The 20,849-nt window shown below is 54.2% G+C and carries 19 protein-coding genes and 1 pseudogene; 17 read left to right on the forward strand and 3 right to left on the reverse strand.

Features of this window, described 5'->3' with window-relative positions:
* The first annotated feature begins 161 nt into the window (after positions 1-161).
* The 5 genes and pseudogenes from NYE74_RS28445 (at position 162) to NYE74_RS28465 (ending at position 6,702) form a co-directional block, all read left to right on the forward strand.
* Positions 162-1,555, forward strand: a pseudogene (locus NYE74_RS28445) (PTS transporter subunit EIIC).
* Between the two features lie 20 nt (positions 1,556-1,575).
* Positions 1,576-3,828, forward strand: coding sequence for a beta-glucosidase BglX (bglX, locus tag NYE74_RS28450; RefSeq protein WP_445323426.1), 2,253 nt, complete (start codon positions 1,576-1,578; stop codon positions 3,826-3,828).
* A complete protein-coding gene (locus tag NYE74_RS28455) occupies positions 3,825-5,198 on the forward strand; it encodes a glycoside hydrolase family 32 protein (protein WP_341005378.1) in 1,374 nt (457 codons plus the stop codon). The genes bglX and NYE74_RS28455 overlap by 4 nt, the downstream gene beginning before the upstream one ends.
* Positions 5,199-5,210: 12 nt before the next feature.
* Positions 5,211-5,714: a PTS sugar transporter subunit IIA gene (locus NYE74_RS28460; RefSeq protein ID WP_270619118.1), complete on the forward strand. Its 504-nt coding sequence runs from the start codon at positions 5,211-5,213 to the stop codon at positions 5,712-5,714.
* A 163-nt stretch (positions 5,715-5,877) separates the two neighbouring features.
* Positions 5,878-6,702: an AraC family transcriptional regulator gene (locus tag NYE74_RS28465; RefSeq protein ID WP_036625884.1), complete on the forward strand. Its 825-nt coding sequence runs from the start codon at positions 5,878-5,880 to the stop codon at positions 6,700-6,702.
* A gap of 533 nt (positions 6,703-7,235) precedes the next feature.
* Here the strand turns inward: NYE74_RS28465 and NYE74_RS28470 are convergent.
* Both NYE74_RS28470 and NYE74_RS28475 read right to left on the reverse strand, forming a co-directional pair.
* Positions 7,236-7,565 carry a M20/M25/M40 family metallo-hydrolase gene (locus NYE74_RS28470; protein WP_227872729.1) on the reverse strand — a complete coding sequence of 110 codons (330 nt, stop codon included), beginning with the start codon at positions 7,563-7,565 and terminating at the stop codon, positions 7,236-7,238.
* Positions 7,523-8,122, reverse strand: a complete 600-nt coding sequence (locus tag NYE74_RS28475; RefSeq protein WP_270619117.1) for a peptidase dimerization domain-containing protein — start codon at positions 8,120-8,122, stop codon at positions 7,523-7,525. The genes NYE74_RS28470 and NYE74_RS28475 overlap by 43 nt, the downstream gene beginning before the upstream one ends.
* A gap of 54 nt (positions 8,123-8,176) precedes the next feature.
* Here NYE74_RS28475 and NYE74_RS28480 point away from each other — a divergent pair, with 54 nt between their 5' ends.
* Entirely contained in the window at positions 8,177-9,556 is a 1,380-nt protein-coding gene (locus NYE74_RS28480) for a helix-turn-helix domain-containing protein (RefSeq protein ID WP_341005379.1), read from the forward strand.
* Positions 9,557-9,588: 32 nt separating this feature from the next.
* Here the strand turns inward: NYE74_RS28480 and NYE74_RS28485 are convergent, their stop codons facing one another.
* Complete coding sequence (locus NYE74_RS28485) at positions 9,589-10,683, reverse strand: NADH-dependent flavin oxidoreductase (RefSeq protein ID WP_036625881.1); 1,095 nt, start codon at positions 10,681-10,683, stop codon at positions 9,589-9,591.
* Between the two features lie 195 nt (positions 10,684-10,878).
* On the opposite strand from NYE74_RS28485, the gene NYE74_RS28490 reads away from it, so the two are divergent.
* From NYE74_RS28490 to NYE74_RS28540, 11 genes are all read left to right on the forward strand, one after another.
* Positions 10,879-11,205, forward strand: a complete 327-nt coding sequence (locus tag NYE74_RS28490; protein WP_036628767.1) for a winged helix-turn-helix transcriptional regulator — start codon at positions 10,879-10,881, stop codon at positions 11,203-11,205.
* A gap of 194 nt (positions 11,206-11,399) precedes the next feature.
* Positions 11,400-11,699 (forward strand): YciI family protein, encoded by a 300-nt coding sequence (locus tag NYE74_RS28495; RefSeq protein WP_036625878.1) that lies wholly within the window; start codon positions 11,400-11,402, stop codon positions 11,697-11,699.
* Positions 11,700-11,887: 188 nt separating this feature from the next.
* On the forward strand, positions 11,888-14,017 hold the full coding sequence (locus NYE74_RS28500; protein ID WP_036625876.1) for a DNA topoisomerase III: 2,130 nt from the start codon (positions 11,888-11,890) through the stop codon (positions 14,015-14,017).
* 57 nt (positions 14,018-14,074) lie between these two features.
* The gene (locus NYE74_RS28505) at positions 14,075-14,212 is read left to right on the forward strand and encodes a hypothetical protein (protein WP_164815205.1); all 138 of its coding nucleotides are present in this window, start codon (positions 14,075-14,077) and stop codon (positions 14,210-14,212) included.
* A 1,051-nt stretch (positions 14,213-15,263) separates the two neighbouring features.
* Complete coding sequence (locus NYE74_RS28510) at positions 15,264-15,569, forward strand: DUF1294 domain-containing protein (RefSeq protein ID WP_124331962.1); 306 nt, start codon at positions 15,264-15,266, stop codon at positions 15,567-15,569.
* Between the two features lie 69 nt (positions 15,570-15,638).
* Positions 15,639-16,073, forward strand: a complete 435-nt coding sequence (locus NYE74_RS28515; RefSeq protein WP_124331931.1) for a universal stress protein — start codon at positions 15,639-15,641, stop codon at positions 16,071-16,073.
* 321 nt (positions 16,074-16,394) lie between these two features.
* Positions 16,395-17,123 carry an amino acid ABC transporter ATP-binding protein gene (locus tag NYE74_RS28520; RefSeq protein WP_124331930.1) on the forward strand — a complete coding sequence of 243 codons (729 nt, stop codon included), beginning with the start codon at positions 16,395-16,397 and terminating at the stop codon, positions 17,121-17,123.
* Between the two features lie 19 nt (positions 17,124-17,142).
* A complete protein-coding gene (locus NYE74_RS28525) occupies positions 17,143-18,012 on the forward strand; it encodes a glutamate ABC transporter substrate-binding protein (protein ID WP_124331929.1) in 870 nt (289 codons plus the stop codon).
* Positions 18,013-18,107: 95 nt separating this feature from the next.
* A complete protein-coding gene (locus NYE74_RS28530) occupies positions 18,108-18,758 on the forward strand; it encodes an amino acid ABC transporter permease (RefSeq protein WP_124331928.1) in 651 nt (216 codons plus the stop codon).
* 29 nt (positions 18,759-18,787) lie between these two features.
* Positions 18,788-19,438, forward strand: a complete 651-nt coding sequence (locus NYE74_RS28535) for an amino acid ABC transporter permease (protein WP_036625865.1) — start codon at positions 18,788-18,790, stop codon at positions 19,436-19,438.
* Between the two features lie 102 nt (positions 19,439-19,540).
* Entirely contained in the window at positions 19,541-20,836 is a 1,296-nt protein-coding gene (locus tag NYE74_RS28540) for a sensor histidine kinase (RefSeq protein WP_341005380.1), read from the forward strand.
* Positions 20,837-20,849: the final 13 nt, after the last annotated feature.

Raw genomic sequence — 20,849 nt, forward strand, 5'->3', positions numbered from 1 at the left:
CCTCGGCTGCTATACGGAACGGTGCATGCACCGCAGCAAAAATGGTCAAAATTTGACCTTAATGAAGTAAAATAATCCCGCTGTTTGTAAGCGCGATCATGATATGCTTGAGAAGCAAACCGGTCAATACTACAACCAGTTGAGAGGAAAGGGAGAGCCTGATGAGTTCCGACAAAGAATACGTTAAAATCGCCCAGGACGTGATTAAAGGGCTTGGAGGAGAAGACAATATTATTTCCATGGCCCATTGCGCCACACGGCTGCGCCTGATCGTCAAAGACAGGGATATTATCGACGATGAGTTCATTGAAAATATCGACAAGGCCAAGGGTGTGTTTTTTACATCCGGGCAATATCAGATTATTTTCGGCACCGGTATTGTGAAGCGATGATCGGACAGAATGTATCCGCCACCTCCAAAGCAGAGCTGAAGGAAAAGGCCTCGGCCCAGGATGATAACTTTTTCAAAAGAATGCTCCGGATTTTCGGCGACGTATTCGTCCCGATTATCCCGGCATTGGTAGCTACAGGGTTGTTCATGGGGGTTAGAGGGCTGGTCACGCAGCCGGCGCTGCTTCAATTATTTGGCCTTACCCCCGAGAATATTTCGGCGGATTTCTTGCTGATTACGCAAATATTGACCGATACCGCCTTCGCCTTTTTACCGGTGCTGGTCTGCTGGTCGGCATTCAGGGTGTTCGGCGGGTCCCCGTTGTTGGGGATATTGCTCGGATTAATGCTGGTCAGCCCTTCGCTGCCAACGTCCTGGGATGTCGCCCAGCATGTTAAGGAGCCGATGGTATTTTTTGGATTCATTAAAGTCGCCGGTTATCAAGGTTCGGTACTTCCGGCCTTCATTCTGGGGGTCGTGGGGGCGCTGTTGGAAAAGAGAATCAGAAAATGGGTCCCCGAAGCCCTGGATCTGATTTTAACGCCGTTTTTAACCTTGCTGGTCAGTTTAGTGCTGGGCTTGTTCGTGATCGGCCCTATTTTTCACGAGGTTGAGGTGCTTATATTGGCGGGGGTTACGGCGATTTTGAAATTGCCGTTTGGCATCGGCGGCTTGATTTACGGCGGCATCAATCAGCTTATTGTCATTACCGGACTGCACCACGCTTTGAATTTGATAGAAATCCAGATGCTGGTGGACAGCGGCTGGAATATCGTTAACCCGATCAGCTCGGCGTCGATTTGCGCGCAGGCTGGGGCAGCGTTGGCTGTCGGTCTGAAAGCCAAAAGTTTAAAAACCAAATCCATCGCCTATCCATCCTCCTTATCCGCGTTATTGGGGATTACGGAACCGGCTATCTTCGGGGTGAATATCCGCTACGGCAAGCCGTTCCTGATGGCGTTGATCGGCGGAGCGGCCGGCGGATTTTTCGCCCGGATATTCAACGTCCAGGCGACAGGCATGTCGATTACGGCCATCCCGGGGATGTTATTGTATCTGAACAATCAAATCATTCCGTATATCGCCGTCTGCATCATCGGCTTTGCGGTGGCCTTTGGCCTCACTTGGTTCTTTGGGTTTAAAGAGAGAACGGACAACAAATAAAACTTCTGTGGAGAGAAACAATGGATGACAAATTACTGCGCGAAAAACTGGACTGCCTTTCGGTTCAAGAGAAAATCGGCCAGTTGGTCCAACTGACCGGCGACTTTTTTGAAGGCGATATCGATACGGTCGTGACGGGGCCGCTGAAAAAATTAGGGCTAAATCCAAGTTACAATGTTTACAATACCGGCTCCATCTTGAACGTCACCGATCCGGAAAAAATGATCCGGCTGCAAACGAAGTATTTGGAACATTCGGCTCACCAAATTCCGCTGCTGTTTATGGCGGATATTATCTACGGATACCGGACCATTTTCCCGATTCCGCTGGCTCAAGCGTGCAGCTGGAACTTTGAGCAAATCGAGCGCGCCGCTGCGATCGCGGCCCGGGAGTGCTACGAAGAGGGCCTTCACGTGACCTTTTCGCCGATGGTGGATATCGTCAGAGACCCCCGCTGGGGGCGGGTGATGGAATCGCCCGGCGAGGATACTTTACTGGCGCGGAAATATGCGGAAAGCACGGTGGCGGGAATTCAGGGAAGGAATGCGCGGAGCGGCGCCATCCCGGCCGATAAAATCGCCGCCTGCGTCAAGCATTTTGCCGCTTACGGGGCGCCTGTCGCCGGGCGGGAGTACAATGCGGTGGATATGTCCGAGCATACGCTCAGGGAATATTATTTGCCGGGTTATCAAGCCGCCATCGAAGCCGGGGCCAAGCTGGTGATGACCGCTTTCAACACCTTGAACGGCGTTCCGGCGACCGGGAACGAATGGCTTAATCGCGACGTGCTCCGGCGGGAGATGAATTTTGACGGTGTGCTGATCTCGGATTACGCCGCGATCGAAGAGCTGATCATGCACGGTTACGCCGAAGATGAAGCTGCCGCCGCCAGGCTGGCCCTGCTGGCCGGCGTCGATGTGGATATGAAGACGGCGGTATACGCCAATCAGCTGGAGCAGGTCATTTCCGGCAATGAGCATTTGCTGGAGCTTTTGAATGAGGCTGTATACCGTGTTTTAAAACTGAAAAACGACCTGGGGTTGTTCGAGGACCCGTTCCGCGGTTTGCAGGAAACCGTGCGGCGGGGGAGCAGCAGCATTCTGTCGGATGAGCATAAAGAGGCTGCGCTGTCTTTGGCGGAAGAATCCGTCGTCTTGCTGAAAAATGAACATGAGCTGTTGCCGCTGTCGCCTCAAACTAAGATCGCGGTAATCGGTCCTTACGCGGAAGAAAACTCCACCTTGGGCATATGGGCGATTAAAGGGGACGAGGCGGATACCGTCAACTTGAAAACGGGGCTGCTAAAGCATGCCGATCCCGCCCGGCTTTCGGTCTGCCGCGGGGCGTACATGGTCCCCCTTGATGAACGGGAAGCCCTTGGCAAATATGCGGACAAGCTGCCGGCCGAAACGGCCGGGGAGGAGGAATTGCTGCAGGAAGCGATCCGGAATGCAAACGAAGCGGACGTCATCGTTCTCGCCTTGGGAGAAAGCATTTATCAGAGCGGGGAAGGCGGCTCGCGCACGAACCCGGCGCTTCCCGAACCGCAGTTGAAACTGTTTCGCGAATTAAGCGGGCTGGGCAAGCCGCTCGCCGTAATCGTCTATAGCGGCAGACCTTTGATTCTTACCGAAGTTGCCGAGACAGCCGATGCCTTGATCCAGGCCTGGTATCCGGGGACGATGGGCGGGGAAGCGCTGGCTAACTTATTGTACGGCCAAGCCAATCCGTCCGGGAAACTGGCGATGACGTTTCCCCGCAGCGTCGGGCAGATTCCCGTTTATTACAATGAGCTTAATACGGGCCGGCCAAATTTGCCGGAAAACGGCTCATACCGGTTTGCGTCCCGATATATCGATGAAGCGAACGAGCCGCTGTATCCGTTTGGTTACGGTAAATCTTATACCACGTTCACATACAGCCTTTTGTCCGTGAGCCGGAAGGAAATGAGAAGAAATGAGTCGATCGAGATCAGCGTCGCTGTCTCCAACACCGGGATGTATGACGGCAAAGAAACGGTCCAATTGTACATTCGCGATAAGTTCGCCAGCGTGGCAAGGCCGGTGAAGGTATTGAAAGACTTCCAAAAGATCTTCCTGCGCAGCGGCGAGACCGGGACGGTTCAATTTACGATCCGCGAAGAGCTGCTTAAATTTTACGGAAGCAACATGGAGTGCAAGAGCGAGCCGGGTGAGTTTGAAGTTTATATCGGGGCAAGCTCGCAGGACATTTCCTTGAGTTTTAGTTTTGTTTTATCCGGAGGAGGAACATGAATAGAAGCGATGCTTATGACTTGAAATATCATATCACCCCGCCTCACGGGTTGTTAAACGACCCGAATGGGCTTGCTTTTTTCAACGGTCAATATCATGTGTTTTATCAGTGGAATCCGCACGGTACCGAACATAAAAATAAATGCTGGGGCCATATGGTTTCGGACGACCTGGTGAATTGGCGCAGGAAAAACGCCGCGCTGGAGCCTTCAGAATGGTATGACAAGGACGGCATTTATTCCGGCGGGAGTGTTGTTCATGATGGCAAGCTGTACCTCTTTTACACGGGAAATGTAATCCGGGACGACGGGGTGAAGGAAAGTTATCAGTGCGCGGCCGTTTCCGAAGACGGCGAGTATTTTCGCAAAATCGGCCCGTTGTTTGAACATCCCTCCGGCTATACGAGACATGTTCGGGACCCTAAAATATGGAGAGATCAAAGCGGAAGCTGGCGGCTCATTGTCGGCGCACAAACGGACGATTTAAGGGGTGACGCGCTGGTCTACAAATCCGCGGACTTGAGCGCTTGGACCTGCCAAGGCTCGTTTTTGGAACATGATCATAAGTTTGGCTACATGTGGGAATGCCCGGATGTCCTGCAATTTCCCGAAAATGATGTATTTGTGTTTTGTCCTCAGGGATTGCCGGAACAAGGAGAAAACTTTAGAAATCCTAATCAATCGGGATATATTGTCGGGAAAATAGCGGAGACAGGCAAATTCCACGGTGAGCTGGCCGATTTTCAAGAGCTCGATCGCGGATTTGATTTTTATGCACCGCAGTCGTTTAAGGTTGGCGATCGAATCATCCTGTTCGGCTGGATGAGCTCTATGGACGAGGAAACGGAGAAGGCCGTTCCGACCGTTCAGGAAGGCTGGATCCACACGCTGACCCTTCCCCGGGAAATCGTGCTGGCGGACGGCAGGCTTTACCAGAAGCCAATCCGGGAATTGCAAGGGTTAAGACAGGACGGCATGCAGGGGAATATCGGCAACAATGGAGTATGGCAGCTGCCTGCTTTGCAAGCGGAACTTATCATTAATTTTTCCAAGCTCAACGAAAATTTCCGAATGATGATCAGGGGCGCTGTGCAAATTGACTATGATCGGGAACAAAACAGTCTGACCGTCTGGAGAACCAACTGGGCGACCAGGCAGAGAGAGTACAGGAAAGCGGAATTAACTCATACCCTCGCGGAAATGCGGCTATTTATAGAAAGCTCAAGCCTGGAGATCTTTGTGAACGAGGGGGAAGAAGTATTTTCCCTGCGTTATTTCACGGAAGATGCCCAGCAGCGCGCCGTTCGGCTCGAGGCTGGCTGCAATGAAGGAAAAGTCAGCATTTATCGGTTGCAACAATGCGTAGATTAAGGAGAGATTCAATTGTTCCATTGGGGCCGAAATAAGAAAGCATTGGATTCGCTGGAGATCGCATCCCCCATTCCCGGCAAGGCGGTGGAACTGAAAGAGGTTCCCGACCCTGCTTTTGCCCAGGGGCACATGGGGGGAGGAGCGGCGATTGAGCCGGCGGAAGGCAAGGTATACGCTCCGTTCGAGGGAAAAATAGCCCATCTTATGGACAAAAGCAAGCACGCGGTGATCGTCGAGCATAGGAGCGGCGTGCAGGTGCTCATCCATGTCGGTATAGATACGGTGTCGTTAAAGGGCAACGGATTTACGGCACATGTGAGTACCGGCGCGAAGGTAAAGCAGGGGCAACTGCTGCTTGAATTCGATCAAGAAACCATTCGGGCCGCCGGTCTATCGCCGCTTAGTCCAGTCATTGTCCCGGACGGACCGGAAGCCGTGGCGAGGGTAGAAATTCACGTCGGACAGCAGGACGATGGCCATAACGGACCGTTAATGACGGTGTACTTGAAATCATAAATAAAGGGCCAAAGAAGGGCGCTCACTTTCCGCTTGCGGGATCGAGCGGCCTTCTTTATTATCTTAGGCCTATGGGATGAATTGTGGCTTGTCCGGGCAATTTACGATCAGTATAGTAGTAACTAACTAACCGATTGCTCATGGCCGGCAGATGAGGTGTCCGATGAAGAAGATATACGAACATATCGAAATCGACAGAAAAAAAATGATCAACCTGTTTATTTTTCAGGCCAGAGATACGGAAAGAGTCATTCCTATGCACTTCCACAGCAACATGGAGCTGATCTGCTGTTTAAGCGGAAATTTAAAGGTGTGGCATGAAGGGAAAATCACGGTTTTAGCGGAAAATGACGTGCTGTTCATCAACAGCAATGTCCCGCATTCCACGCAGAGCATCACGGAGAACCGGGTATTGGTGCTGCAATTTCCGGAAACCTTTTTCGCCCATGAACAAGTAAGCATTCAATTAAACACGCAAGAAGGACAAGATGAACCAACCGCGCTTTCCAAATTAAGGGAGCTGCTTATGGATATCTATGAGCTGCATTTTTCCCCGGGCAAATACGATTATATCCTTGAACAAAGCCGGATCATTGAGCTTAAATATTGGCTGGTTCGTCATTTTGGCCAAGCCGCGGATACTCCGCCGGAAATATTCAGCGAAAAGCAGCAAAAAATCAAGGCCATTATGGACTACATGAAAGAGCATTATGCCGAAAACATCAGTTTGGCCGAAACCGCGCGCATCTGCGGCTATTCCGAGGCTTATTTGTCGCGGATGTTTCATAAATACACCGGCCAGACATTTACCGAATACAAGCAGATCCTTTGTTTGGAGAAAGCCATTGATTTATTGGAAACCACGAATAAGTCGCTTACGGAAATATCCTACGAAACGGGATTTCCCAACGTAAAGTCCTTTCGGAAAGCCTTTAAGGAAGTGATGGGGAAAACGCCCTTTGAATACAAAAAGTCCGGTTTGACTTGAGAGGCGGCAAACGCCGGCCGAATTGCAGGCTTTCAAGGGGGACAAAGCCCGAAGGGCGGCGGGATAGGGAGTGGGGATCGGCGATCGTTTGTTTTGTTTGCGGAAACTGGGTTTAGGGACGGTAAAAAATAACGGAAATTCATGTACTTATTATCCAGATTCCTAGCATGTTCATCCCAATTAGCGGAATTTTATGTACTTATTTTTCTATGAATGGTCAAGAATGAGGGTATTTCCTTACGGCTCGAGAAAATAGCGGCATAAATTTCCTCTATTTCTTTTAAATGAGCTGATATCGCTGGATTAACGGCATTTTTGGCTCTTATTTTTTAGGATGAAGATACACGCCTGATTTTTTTGTCAAAAACAGCAAAGGACCGCCAGAGCGATTTTTCTGGCGGTTTTCGTACGCTGGGCTAGCGATTCGCCAGAAACGAAACAACCCCCACGCCCCGGGTTAAACGCCGAGGGAGGGTTGTTTCGTTTCGTTCATGATTAGCGGGTTGAAATGGGACAGGTGAAAACTCCCCGCCTTAATCTTGAGCCAACCGGAGCAGCGTTTCCGCCAAAATATCCGTTCCGCGCGCAATATCACGGCAATCGGTGTATTCTTCGGGGCTGTGGCTGATGCCGTCTTTGCTGGGCACGAAGATCATGGCGATCGGGGCGAATCTGCCGACCAGCATGGAGTCGTGGAAGGCTCCGCTGACCATTCTGTGGTAGGGAATCCGTTTTTGCCGGCAGGCCGATTCCAGCAGGGCGACGATCTTTGTGTCCGAACGGGTGGGCAGGTCGTCGTTGATTTTTTCCAGCGAAACCGTTACGCCGCGCCTGGTCTCGACTGTGCCGATGAATTGCCGCAATTGTTCAACGAGGCGGCGCTTGCTTTCATATTCGCTGTCGCGCGGATATCGATCGTGAACCGTACGTCGCCGGAGATGACGTTGGAAGCGCCGGGCAGCACTTCCGCTTTCCCTACGGTGGCGACCGTATCGGGACTGGCGGATTGGATGGCCAGCCGTTCCAACTCCAGGGAAATTTCGCAGCATGCCAGGAAAGCGTCATGCCGCAGATGCATCGGGGTGCTGCCCGCATGGCGCTGCTGGCCGGTCACGGTCACGCGAAAATTGGTCGGAGCGGAGATGGTGTGCACGATGCCTACCGGCAGATTCAGCGATTCCAGCACCGCGCCTTGCTCGATATGCAGCTCGACCGCTCCGTGCACCTTGCCTTTAGGCACGGGAATTTCGGCGAAGCGGGAAAGATCGTATCCCAGTTCTTCCAACACTTGCGGGAGCGATTTGCCGTCCTTATCGGTCAGCGAATAGGCCTCCTCCAGCGTCAATTCGCCGGCCAGGGCCCGGCTGCCCAGACAGCCAAGCCCGAAGCGCGTCGGTTCCTCCGAGGTATACACGACCACTTCAATGCTGCGTTTACGGGGAGCGCCGGCCTGGGTATTAAGACGAAGCGTTTTTTGGCGGAAATTCCCGAGTCCGTTCTGGCGCTGGCGGATGAACTGCGCTTCCCGCTGATCGAATTGGCGCTGTCGCCTTCCTTGGGGGAATTGCTGCAGGAGTCCCTCAATTTTATTCTGGAGAAACACAATGACGAATTGCGCTATGCGCTGCGCATGCACCGCGACTTCTCCGCGTTGATCATGAAGGGAGGGGGGCACGATGCGATTATTCAAGCCCTGTCCGGTCTGGTCGGCGGGGAGGGGATGCTGGTGGATCAACGGGGAAGGGTGATCGGCGGTTCCGCCGGAAGGAGCGGCGCGGCGGGCACCGCCCGCCTGCAGGAACAGATTCAGGCTGCGGCGGCCGGAATGCGGAGCTGCGGCGGCAAGGTTGCGGAATTTTGTCTGCTGCCCGGCGGGGACGGGGAGCGCTGCGAGGTCATCATGCATGCGATCGAACTGCCTTATCATTCCGCATACTTGGTATTGGTGAACGCGGGTCTGGCGGAGTCTCCGCTGCCGCGGCTGGCCATTGAGCAGGCGGCGAATGTCATCGGCTTTGAACTCGTCAAACAACAGGCTTTGAAAGAGCGGTTCCGGCGCTACAAGGACGAGTTTTTTGAAGAACTGATCGCGGGGACGTTCAATTCGCGGCAGGAGATCCTGTCGCTGGGAAAACGCTACGGACTTCGGGATGCCGCCAGTTATATGTGCGCGGCCGGCAAGCTGGATGACCCGGGCAGGAACGGGGCGGAGGGGGGGAATGCCCCCTACCAGCGCCGGGATCATCTTTATGAATTGCTCAAAACGAAACTGGACGTCCACGAGCTTCCCGCCCTATTGTTCAACAGCAAGGAGATGTTTGTGATCGTGCTGCAGCGGGGCTGGGATGCCGGGGCGGGAGAGCTCCCGCTCGTCCCCTGCCTGATCCAGTTCCAGGAGGAACTGGAGCGGGAGGAGGGGCTTTCTTTTTCGTTTGGGATCGGCAATCAGGCGGAACAGGCGACTGGGCTGCCCAACGCTTACAAAGAAGCGGTCAGCGCCCTGCATACGGGCTACCAGTCCCGGCAAACCCGGTTTATTCAATATTACCGCACCAAAGAGGTGTTCGAGCTGCTGAAAATGGTTCCGGATGTGGCCTTGACCGATTTTTATCAGGAAACGTTTCAAGCCATTCTGGAGACGGACGACCGGGAACGGCAAGATTTAATGGATACGGCCCGCGTCTTCCTGGAGACGCAGGGACAGATCGGAGAAACCGCCAAGCGCCTGTTCGTTCATCGGAATACCGTGGCCTACCGCCTGGCTAAATTCGAGCAATTGACCCGCTGCAACCTTCGTGATCCAGATGATTCGCTGCGTCTTAGGCTTGCTTTTCTGGCGGAAAAACTGCTGTGAAGGAGCCGCCCCCCCGAATTTCCGCCTGAATTTCAATCTATAAAATCAATGTATCGGGTTATCTGGCTCCATAAGCCTCCCGGAATCTTGAGTTTCTCTTGGTCATGCCGGGACAGCTCCGTCCGGATTTCCTCTTCCTTGCCGAGCCTTGCTTTTTCCAGCCAGTCGGGATCCATTAAGAGGGCGCGGCCTATGCCGATGAATTCTACCCCGGTTTGCCGAGCGGCGGCGGCGTCTTCCGGGGTTCGCAGCTCCCCTGCCCCCAATAGCGGTATGCGGTCGCCGGTTATCGATTTGATGATTTCTATTCTTGGCCGCTTGTCTTCCGTTCCTCTGCGGGGAACAGACCAGAACCGGACCAAAGATACGTTCAAATAATCCAAATCCTGATCCGCCAGCACATCCACGAACTTCATGGTATCCGCCATGGTAATTCCGGGCGTCTCCCGCTCTTCGGGAGAGAACTTGTAGCCGACGACAAATGACGGATCCCCATAGGTTCTCGCGATGCGTGTAACCTCTTTAATGATCGCGAGCGGAAAGGACATGCGTTTCTCCAAGGTCCCGCCCCATTTATCGTTTCGCCGGTTATAATAAGGCGAGAAAAACTGATGAATCAGATAACCGTTGGCGCCCATAATTTCGACCCCGTCAAAACCGGCGGCAATGGCCCGTCTTGCGGCGTCTCCGAATGCTTTTATAATGGCATGGATCTCCTCCTCGGATAATTCCCGCGGAACCGGCGCGCCCGGAGCGTCAGGCGCTACTGCGCTGGCGCTTACCGTATTTCTGCTCCCTCTCGCCCCGATGTGAAAAAGCTGCAGAATCGCCTTGGCTCCATCGGCTTTGAGAGTCTGCGCAAGCCGCTGCAGCCCGGGAATATGTTCATCGGACTCGGCTCCCGGCATGCCGGGATAGCCGGCACCCGCAAGGACGGTGGTTGCCGACGTGATCGCCATTCCGACGTCCTTCACCCGGCGAGCGTAATAGCTCAATTCTTCATCCGAGATAAATCCGCCGGGAAGGGAACCGGAATGCGCCATGGGAGGCATGACAACTCTATTTTTTATACGGAGGCCGTTTTTAAGGGTAAACGGCTCAAACAGCGGTACGTAACGCTCTTTCATCGTGCAATCCTCCTCGTATTGTAAATAAGGCTCGTTTCAAGCGTAACAATTGCAGCCTGGAGCCACAAGAAGGCAATTTTTTTCTACTAAGTATCAAAGTTTAAACCTGCTCACTTTTTTTACCTTGATAAAATGCTATAATTGGCGAACAATCCATTTCAGGAAGCGATACATTTTCAGAAAGCGGTGATCGAAGTGTCTGCAACGAATTCAACGGAAGCTTGTTCATCCTTGATTGACGGTGTGTTGAAGATTCTTTCCGGCAAATGGTCTTTACCGGTGCTGGCCGAACTTGTCCATGGCAAGAAACGGTTTAACCAGTTAAAACGCAGCCTCGGGAATGTCAATGCAAAGGCCTTGTCCGACACTTTGAAGCATTTGGAGTCCCATGGAATCATACAGCGCCAGGTGGTGTTCACGGTACCTGTTACGGTCGAGTATTCATTAACGGAAAAAGGCCAATCTTTCCGGGCTGTTTTTCACGAAATGGGGCGTTGGGGCGAACAGTGGAACCAAGAGTAAAAAAAAGAGGGATTTCAACTGGCGTTTTATGTCCGGAGACGGACTCGCAAGCTTGCCGGACCGCCCCTTGGTATCGCGGATGCTGGGCGAATGTTATAATGTAGCGAGGAAAGGAGTGTTTCTTCGAACTCATTTTGGATTAGGGGAAGTTTTTAAATTATTGAACTGGAAAAGAAACAATAGGGGGAAATGAGATGTTTGTCATCATTCTTACATACACGAAGCCGCTTGAAACGGTGGATTCTTTGCTGCCGGAACATGCGGCTTATCTGGAGCGGCAATATGAAAAAGGGGTATTCATCGTTTCCGGAAGACGAGTACCGAGAGATGGCGGAGTAATTTTAGCCAATGCGGGATCCCGTGAGGAAATCGAAGCCATCATCGAGGGCGATCCTTTTTATAAGGAGAAGGTCGCTGTCTATGAGGTCCTGGAGTTTATGCCGACCCGGTTCGATTCCAGGTTCGGTGCATTTGTCGGGCCCACGAATTCCTGAGCGGCCTGACGAAAGGGAGAGGTTTTAGCCGCAGGGCGCGAGGTTAGGGAAGGCGCCGGCTTCCGCAATGTCCCGTCAACTCGGCGGTCCGGCCGGCCCGGGCCGTTTGCTTCAGGCTATGCGCTTTGTGCCGGGGAAATTAGCAAATGGTATAATGTAGCGAGGAAAGGAGTGTTTCTTAAGAACTCATGAAAACGTTGGTATTGGCGGAAAAACCGTCGGTCGCGCGGGAAATCGCCCGGGTGATCGGCAGCCGCGATAAGCATAAGAGCCATTTTGAAGGACCGAAATACGTGGTGACCTGGGCGCTGGGCCATTTGGTCGGTTTGGCCGAACCGGAGGATTACGACGGGAAATACGGGACTTGGTCCTTGGAGGATTTGCCGATCCTGCCGGGCAAAATGAAGCTGAAGGTGCTGCGGGAAAGCAGCCACCAGTTTAAGGCGGTGCAGCAGCTCATGCGCCGTCAGGATGTCGGCGAGCTGGTTGTGGCGACCGATGCGGCTCGGGAAGGCGAACTGCTGGCCCGCTGGATTATGGATATGGTGAAGTGGAACAAGCCGTTTAAGCGGCTGTGGATCTCCTCGCAGACGGATAAGGCGATCAAGGAAGGTTTTGCTTCGCTTAAGCCGGGCAGCGAATACGAGCGGTTGTACCAATCGGCGCGCTGCCGGGCCGAAGCCGACTGGATGGTAGGGCTGAACGTGACGCGGGCCCTGACCTGCAAATTCGGTGCCCCGCTGTCCGCTGGACGCGTGCAAACGCCGACGCTCGGGATGATCATGCAGCGGGAAAACGAAATCACCCGCTTCCGCTCGGAGGAGTACAGCGTCCTGCACGCCGATTTCGGCAAGTTTGAAGCGGTGTGGCGTGGAGCGGGCGGGGATTCGCGTATTTTCGCTGCGGATCAGCTGACTTCCTTGAAAAGCAAGCTTGAAGGGCGGACCGGTAAAATCGTCAAGCTCGTAAAAAACGAAAAAGCGGTGCCGCATCCGCTGGCCTATGACTTAACCGAGCTGCAGCGGGACGCCAACCGGCTGCTCGGCTTCTCGGCGAAGCAGACGTCGAACGTGCTGCAGCGCCTGTATGAGCAGCACAAGCTGGTTACGTATCCGCGGACCGATTCGCGGTATTTGACCGCGGATATGGCGGATACGCTGAAGGAGCGGCTGACCAGCGTCGCCGTCGGCCCTTACGCGCCGCTGGCCCGCCCGCTTCTTCGCAAGGCTTTGCCGCTTGGCAAGCGCATCGTCGACGACAGCAAGGTCACCGACCACCATGCCATTATCCCGACCGAACAGACCGTGCTGCTGAACGCGCTGAACGCAGAGGAACGGAAGCTTTACGATTTGATCGTGCGGCGGTTCATCAGCTTGTTTTATCCGCCGGCCCGCTTCGACCAGGTCAGCGTAACGGTGGAGGTAGGCGGGGAGACGCTTCACGCGAAGGGGACAACGATCAAAGACAGCGGCTGGCGGGCCGTATATGACGGCGAAGCCATCGACGAGGACGAAGACGACCGCGAAGAGGAGAGCGGCGCCGCGCTGCCGGAGCTGAGCCAGGGCGAGACGGTAACGGTAGCACGCTGCCGGGTTACGCCCGGCCGGACCCAGCCGCCGAAGCGCTACACCGAAGCGGCCCTGCTGACGCAAATGGAGAAGCATGGCCTGGGAACGCCGGCGACGCGGGCCGATATCATCGAAAAGCTGGTCAGCTCCGACACGATCGAGCGGCAGGGCAATTTCCTGCACCCGACCGGCAAAGGCAAGCAGCTGATCGAGCTGGCGCCTTCGGACCTGCGCACGCCGGAGTTAACCGCCCGCTGGGAGGCGGAGCTGGAACGCATCGCCCGCGGCAAAGGCAAGCCGGAACCGTTCCTGCAAGGCATTCGGGAGATGGCGGTGGGGCTTGTGCAAGGCGTGAAGAACAGCGGTGCGACCTACAAGCCGCATAATGTGTCAAACAGTCATTGCCCCGATTGCGGAACGAGGCTGCTGGAGAAAAAAACCAAACGCGGCTTGCTGCTCGTGTGTCCGGCCGAGGACTGCGGCTACCGCCGGTCCGGGGAAAAGCGGCTTTCAAACCGCCGCTGTCCGCAGTGCCACAAGAAGATGGAGCTGAAAGAAGGCAAAGCCGGGATGTACGTGCAGTGCCTGTCTTGCGGCATTACCGAGGTGCTGGGCAAAGGCAAGGACAACAAGCACATGAACAAACGCGAACAGCAGAAGCTCGTCAAGCAATACTCCAAACCGGAATCGATCGGTTCCAATTTGGGCGAACTGCTGAAGGCGGCGATGGAGAAAAAGAACAATTCGTAAGGATTGCCGCATAAAACGGCCGCCTCTACGGGACGCTACGTACTGGAGGTGATGAGGGTGCCGCATCATAAAGCGCGGGATACTGAAAACCGGCAGAACAAATCGAGCATTTTGGAGAAGACCGTCGCCGCCAAGCCGAAAAAACAGGCGGATTATCCCCCTAATCTGAACGAAATTGCAAAAAACGAAACTTGATTGAAACGATGGCGGCTCCCTTGACGGGGAGCTTTTTTTTTAAAGATTACCGGCTTGGCGCCGGCCATTAATTGCAAAACCTCAGACTGTTGAGAAAGTCCATTTTTTAAAATTTGAACACAAAATTCGGGCTCAAGACCAAAATCAGTGCTTGACAAAATAAATGATGACATAGATGGTGTTGTCTCTCCAAACCACTTTGCACGATCATCCCTATGGTTCAGGAAGCCAAGTCACCTGGTCAAACGGGATAATCGTGAAAAGCCTCCGGATAGCGAATCTAGCTCCAGGAGTCACAGTCTGAAAACCTGCAACTAACCTTGCATCCACTTGCCCAATCATTCGTTTAATTGCATTTCGTATATTTATTTCCTCGTTATTAGCCTTATTCTTCGAAAGATGGCGGAGTAATTGCAGGTTTTACACTTATCCAAGCGCTGCGGCAGCATTTCCGGGTGAGTAACTGTACTTTTTGCAACTATACTATTCCATTCAACAATGGGGGGGAAAGCTGGAGCCGGAAGCAGGTACGCTCGGGTGCGGCCATTACTTTTCTACAACTGCCGCCGGATCACTCCATGAAGTCGCCTCGAAAACCGGGAAAACTTTCTCCTTTGATCCAATGCCAATTCCGGATATTGATAGCCGCTTCACCCGGTTACAAAAACGAGGCTGCCTGCGCCCTATAAAATACCACCGAAAAACATAAGGAAACATAAGGACAAAAAAGGCCGTTATTCCGGCGATATCCGTCAAGTTGAGAGAAATAGAGGCATTTTATGCCGCTATTTTCCCAAGTCGCCAGAAAATGCCCGCGGCTGAACCCTTCCTAGGAAAATAAGTACAAAAAATGTCGCTACTGGAGATGAACATGCCAACGCTCCGGGTATAAGTACATAAATGGCCGCTATTTTGAAGGCGCATGATGCCGGATTGTAAAAGCGGCCAAGCGCTTCCGCTCCTATACGAGCTCTGTCAGCTTTGAGTGTATGTCTTGTCCAAAAGTGTTTTTGCTTATACGGGCTATAAAGTTATAATGGACTTAAGACAAATGTTCTCAAGCGGCGGGGAAAATAGGAGGGAGGCGGCGCATACGCGAGCGGTTTTGCTGTTTTGGTTTTTGTTTATCAATGTTGTGGCCTACTTGGTGATGTCCGACGATAAAAAGCGCGCGAAGCAGAGGCGGGAACGGATTCCCGAGAAAACCTTGTTTCTGCTGGCCGCGATCGGAGGGGCGCTCGGCGTGCTGCTGGCGATGAATGCCAAGCGGCACAAGACGAAGCATCTCAGCTTTCGGATCGGCGTTCCGCTGCTGCTTCTGCTTAACGCCGTACTCTACGGGTATTTCCTAATATAAGAGGTGGTTTCTCGGTGCTGAAAACCTGACTTTTTGAACTCACATTATAACAAAAGAGAGGTGTCACGCATGTTGTTTAACAAAATCGTTGCTGCGTATGACGGGTCGAAGGCGGCGAACAAAGCGTTGGACAAGGCGATCGAATTGGTCAAGCTGTCGGCGGATACGGAGCTTGTGGTGCTCCATGTTTACGATTTCCCGCGGTTTTACGTGGCCGAGGGATTTGCGCCGGTTCCGGCTTCGATGAATCAGGATTATTTCAATCTGGCGTCGAAAACGGCGGATGAGGCGGAAAAGCGGATAAAAGAAGCCGGGTTGAGCGCTAAGATGGAGCTCGTGCAAGGCCCGGCGGCGGAGACGATCCTCGAATACGCGGGCAAAAACGGAGCCGATCTGATCGTCATCGGCAGCCGCGGGCTGGGCGGCATTCGCGAGTTTGTGCTCGGCAGCGTCAGCCATAACGTCGTCCAGCATGCGCAAATCCCGGTGCTGGTCGTAAAATAAGCGGATAAACAATAGGCAAGAAGGCAGTCCTTTGGGTCGATGAATGACCTGGCGGGCGGCCTTCTTTTTTGTGCGGATTTTTACTCGGGAGGGCCGGAAAGTCGGTGTGAGGTAATGTGACGCCTGTCCAATAAGCGGGGGAGACAAGTTACCAAGAAAACGCTTTAATAAAATTAATTTTAAGCCGCTAAATTCATTTTTCGTAGGATCATGTAGTTTTTTATAGTCTCTAAAGTAAGGTTGAAGTCAAATGTTACGATTACTTACATAGAACCCGCGCAGTGTCGTAATAACGATCTGCACAACAAAGGAGGGCTGCGATTGATCCAGTTTCACGAGGTGGATAAACATTACGGGAGTTTCCATGTTCTGAAGGGGATTAATCTCCATGTTCAGGAGGGCGAAGTCGTAGTTGTCGTCGGCCCGTCCGGCTCCGGCAAAAGCACGATGCTGCGCTGCATCAACCGGCTGGAAACGATCACGAGCGGCGAACTGACGGTGAACGGCGTGCCGGTGAACGACCGTAAAACGGACATCAACAAGGTCCGGCGCGATATCGGCATGGTTTTTCAGCATTTCAACCTGTATCCGCACAAAAAAGTAATCGACAACATTACGCTGGCTCCGATCAAGGTGCTGCGCAACTCCAAGGCCGAAGCCGAGCAAACGGCGATGTTTTATTTGGAAAAGGTCGGCATCGCCGATAAGGCGTACGCCTATCCGTCCCAGCTGTCGGGCGGGCAGCAGCAGCGGGTCGCCATCGCGCGGGGGCTGGCGATGAAGCCGAAAATCATGCTGTTCGACGAGCCGACGTCGGCGCTCGACCCCGAGATGGTCGGGGAGGTGCTGGACGTGATGCGCGCGCTGGCCCGCGAAGGGATGACGATGGTGGTGGTTACGCACGAAATGGGATTCGCCCGGGAAGTCGCGGACCGGATTATTTTTATGGATCAAGGGCAAATCCTGGAGGAGGCCCAGCCTGAGCAGTTTTTTTCCAATCCGCGCGAAGAGCGGACGCGAACGTTTCTTAGTCGTTTGTTAAGTCATTAAAAACGAGGGGGTTATTACAATGGCAAAAAAGAAGAGATGGAAATTGGCCGGGATCGCGATCGTATGCGCTTTGTTCGTGCTCGCGGGCTGCGGCGGCAATAACGCGAGCGGGGGCGGCGCAACCGCCGGCACTGGAGGCAACGGCGGCAATGCCGCGGCGACGGAGGGCGGCTCCGGGGCGCTGGACAAAATCAAGGAGCGCGGAAAGCTTGTGGTCGGCGTGAAGTTCGATACCAAGCTGTTCGGCTTGAAGGACCCGGCCACCGGCAATGTCGAGGGCTTCGACATCGATATGTCCAAGGAGATCGCCAAACATATCCTCGGCGATGAAAATGCGCTCGAGCTGAAGGAGGTGACCTCCAAGACGCGGATTCCGATGCTGAACAACGGCGAGATCGATATGATCGTCGCGACGATGACGATTACGGAGGAACGCAAGAAGGAGGTCGATTTCTCCGACGTATACTTCCAGGCCGGCCAATCGCTGCTGGTGAAGAAAGGAAGCCCGATCAAGGGGATCGAGGACGTCACGGCCGCTACGACCGTGCTGGGCACGAAAGGCTCCACCTCGGTAAAAAATATCCGGGACAAAGTACCGGGCGTCAAAGTGCTGGAGTTCGACAACTATCAGGACGCGTTCAACGCGCTTAAAGCCGGCCAAGGCGACACGTTGACGACGGACGACTCCATCCTGTACGGCATGGCCGCCCAGGATGCCAATTACGAGGTGGTCGGCGAGCCGTTCACCGACGAACCTTACGGCATCGCGGTGCAGAAAGGCAACGCCGATATCGTGCAGGCCGTCAACGATACGCTGAAGGAGCTGCATGAGAGCGGGGAATACGACAAGCTGTACGAAAAATGGATCGGCAAAAAGCCGTCGCAATAATGCGGTATGCTGTATGCGGGCTGCGGCTGTCAACGTTGCGCCGGGGCGCTGTGAGTTGAGAGCGTTTTTGCCGGTCAGGGGAAGGTGATTCGGGCATGGACTTTTCAATTTTAACCGACTATTTCGGCACCTTTATGGAAGGATTTCGCGGGACGGTCGTTTCCAGCTTGCTTGCGCTCGTCGGAAGTTTTGCGCTGGGGACGCTGATCGCCGTATTCCGGATCGGGTCCATTCGCGCGCTGCGCTGGTTTGGTACGGGGTACGTCGAATTTATCCGCAATATTCCGCTGCTGCTTGTCGTATATATTTTTTATTACGGTCCGGCTGCGTTGGGATTGCCGCTGGACGGTTTTACCGCCGGGACGATCGGGCTGGCGGTTTACACCTCGTCCTTCATTGCCGAGGCCATCCGCGCCGGCATTATGTCGATCCCGCGGGGGCAGACGGAGGCGGCCCGTTCTTCGGGGCTCAGCTACGCGCAGACGATGGTCCACATCGTACTGCCGCAGGCGATCCGGCTGGTCATCCCGCCGCTGGGCAATCAGTTTATCAACCTGATCAAAAACTCGTCCGTCCTGACGATCGTCGCCGGCCTGGATCTGATGTATTTCGCCGACATCGTCAATACCGATACGTTCCAAACGTTTGATACCTATGTTTTTGTGGCTTTGTTTTATTTGGCGCTCACCTTGCCGCTCAGCTACGGGGTGCGGGTGTGGGAGCGCAAGCTGGAGCGCAAATATTAGGGATTGGCGGCTGAAAGGAGGGGGTCCGGATGGACTTTGCCGGGGCGTATTCCGCGGAGAATCTGCAATTTTTGCTGGAAGGATTGTATTTTACGCTGCTGGTGGCGGTGGCTTCAATTGCGCTCAGCTTCCTGTTCGGCTGCATCGTCGGCGTCATTCGTTATATGCGGCTGCCGGTGCTGTCGCCGGTTTTGCTGGTCGCCGTGGAGCTGATCCGCAATTTGCCGCTGCTGTTGATCATCTTTTTTATGCGGTTCGCCCTGCCGGAGATCGGCATCAAGCTGGGGCTGGTAAGCGCCACGATCACGGGGCTGACGATCTTCGAAGCGGCGATGATCGCCGAGATCGTGCGCGGGGGGCTGGCCTCGATCGATAAAGGGCAAATCGAAGCGGCCCGCTCGTCGGGCTTAAGCTCGCTGCAGACGCTGTGGCACATCGTGCTGCCGCAGGGCTTGCGGCGCATGGTTCCGCCGCTCGTCAGCCAGTTCATTTCGTTGCTGAAAGACACGTCGCTCGCGGTCGTCATCTCCCTGCCGGAGCTGATGCACAACGCCGGCATCGTGATCGGGCACGGCTACGCCTATACGATCCCGATCCTGCTGCTGGTCGCGCTGATTTATTTTACGGTCAACTTTTTGCTGTCCCTCGTTTCCAGACGGTTGGAGGCCCGGCACGCATAAACTTAACCCTTACACGGCGTGGCATGGAAGGTATAGGCGCCGTCCCCGAAATATGGTAGTATAATGGGCAATATCTATTTGCGGGAGCCAGGTGAGAGGGGCATGGGGACGGCTCTTTTCAAATCAAAATACGTACAGATCGGCCTTGTTGCGGTTGGGACGGCGGTGGCCGGGGAACTGAAAATCAACCCGTTTGACGGCGATATTTTCAGGATCGGGCTGGGCAGCAGCGCTTTTCTGCTGTTTTTGCTGCTGATGAGGAAGCTGCCTTACGTATGGACCGGCGTCGTTACCGGCGCTGTCGTGCTGCTGTTCCGGACGGGATTGGACCAAGTGATGGCCGGCGGATGGACGGCGTTGGACAGTCTGGGCCGGCATTGCTCGGCGGGCGTCTATTACATTGTGTTTGCCTGCGGAATGCAGTTCATCAGGGCGAGGGTGGATCGGCTTTACCCGCTGATGCTGGGCGCGGTGACGGCGGTTATCGATCTGCTGTCCAATGAAGCGGAGCTGCTGACCCGGCTGCTGGTCACGGGCACGGCCGCGTTCAAGCTGAACGAGTGGACGTTTCTGATGGCGATCGCCATGCTGAGAACGTATTTCGTGACGGGCATCTACAGCAGCATCGCGGTCAGCCGGATGCGGATCATCCAGAAGGAGCAAAACCGCCGGATCGAGCAGATGCTCGCCTTCAGTTCGGGGTTGTATGGGGAAGTTTTTTACCTGAAAAAATCGATCGGCACGCTGGAGGACGTTACCCTGAGCAGTTACGAGCTGTACCGGCGCTTGAGCGAGGAGGGGCGGCAGGAGCACAGGCAGCAGGTGCTGCGCATCACGCAGCAGATCCATGAGGTCAAAAAGGATTCGCAGCGGATTTTGGCCGGGTTGGTCAAGCTGACCGACCGGGAAGCGCCGGGGGATATGCCGCTGTCCGCGCTCGTTCATTTTACGCTGAAAAGCAACGGCAAGTATGCCGAAATGTTGGGCAAAACGATTTCTTTTTCGTACGATATCCGCACCGATTATGTGACCGCAAGCTACGTTCCGCTGCTGACGCTGATGAACAATTTGACCGCCAACGCGGTGGAGGCGATCGGGGAGAATGGCATGATCCATTTGGAAGTGGGCGAGCATGGGAGTTATACGGTGTTTATCGTAGCCGACAGCGGCGGCGGCGTGGCGGAGCGCGACCGCGATTTGCTGTTCGAGCCGGGTTTTACGACCAAGTTTGACCAGGAGGGTGTGGCGGCCACGGGCATCGGGCTGTCCCATGTGCGCGATATCGTAAGCATGTTTGCGGGGGAGGTTGAGGTCGGAGCATCTTCCGTTTTGGGGGGCGCGATGTTTCAGGTCCGCATTCCGACGGAAAAGCTGCGTAAGCCTGCGCTTCCGATGTAAGTTTTGTTAGTTT

The sequence above is a fragment of the Paenibacillus sp. FSL P4-0127 genome (genome assembly GCF_038007325.1).
Classification (GTDB): Bacteria; Bacillota; Bacilli; order Paenibacillales; family Paenibacillaceae; genus Fontibacillus; species Fontibacillus macerans.

Excerpts from the sequence above, each read along its gene's own strand:
- bglX (WP_445323426.1), top strand. The coding sequence starts at position 1,576 with ATGGATGACAAATTACTGCGCGAAAAACTGGACTGCCTTTCGGTTCAA.
- NYE74_RS28455 (WP_341005378.1), top strand. The coding sequence starts at position 3,825 with ATGAATAGAAGCGATGCTTATGACTTGAAATATCATATCACCCCGCCT.
- NYE74_RS28465 (WP_036625884.1), top strand. The coding sequence starts at position 5,878 with ATGAAGAAGATATACGAACATATCGAAATCGACAGAAAAAAAATGATC.
- NYE74_RS28485 (WP_036625881.1), bottom strand. The coding sequence starts at position 10,683 with ATGAAAGAGCGTTACGTACCGCTGTTTGAGCCGTTTACCCTTAAAAAC.
- NYE74_RS28495 (WP_036625878.1), top strand. The coding sequence starts at position 11,400 with ATGTTTGTCATCATTCTTACATACACGAAGCCGCTTGAAACGGTGGAT.
- NYE74_RS28500 (WP_036625876.1), top strand. The coding sequence starts at position 11,888 with ATGAAAACGTTGGTATTGGCGGAAAAACCGTCGGTCGCGCGGGAAATC.
- NYE74_RS28510 (WP_124331962.1), top strand. The coding sequence starts at position 15,264 with ATGTTCTCAAGCGGCGGGGAAAATAGGAGGGAGGCGGCGCATACGCGA.
- NYE74_RS28515 (WP_124331931.1), top strand. The coding sequence starts at position 15,639 with ATGTTGTTTAACAAAATCGTTGCTGCGTATGACGGGTCGAAGGCGGCG.
- NYE74_RS28525 (WP_124331929.1), top strand. The coding sequence starts at position 17,143 with ATGGCAAAAAAGAAGAGATGGAAATTGGCCGGGATCGCGATCGTATGC.
- NYE74_RS28530 (WP_124331928.1), top strand. The coding sequence starts at position 18,108 with ATGGACTTTTCAATTTTAACCGACTATTTCGGCACCTTTATGGAAGGA.
- NYE74_RS28535 (WP_036625865.1), top strand. The coding sequence starts at position 18,788 with ATGGACTTTGCCGGGGCGTATTCCGCGGAGAATCTGCAATTTTTGCTG.
- NYE74_RS28540 (WP_341005380.1), top strand. The coding sequence starts at position 19,541 with ATGGGGACGGCTCTTTTCAAATCAAAATACGTACAGATCGGCCTTGTT.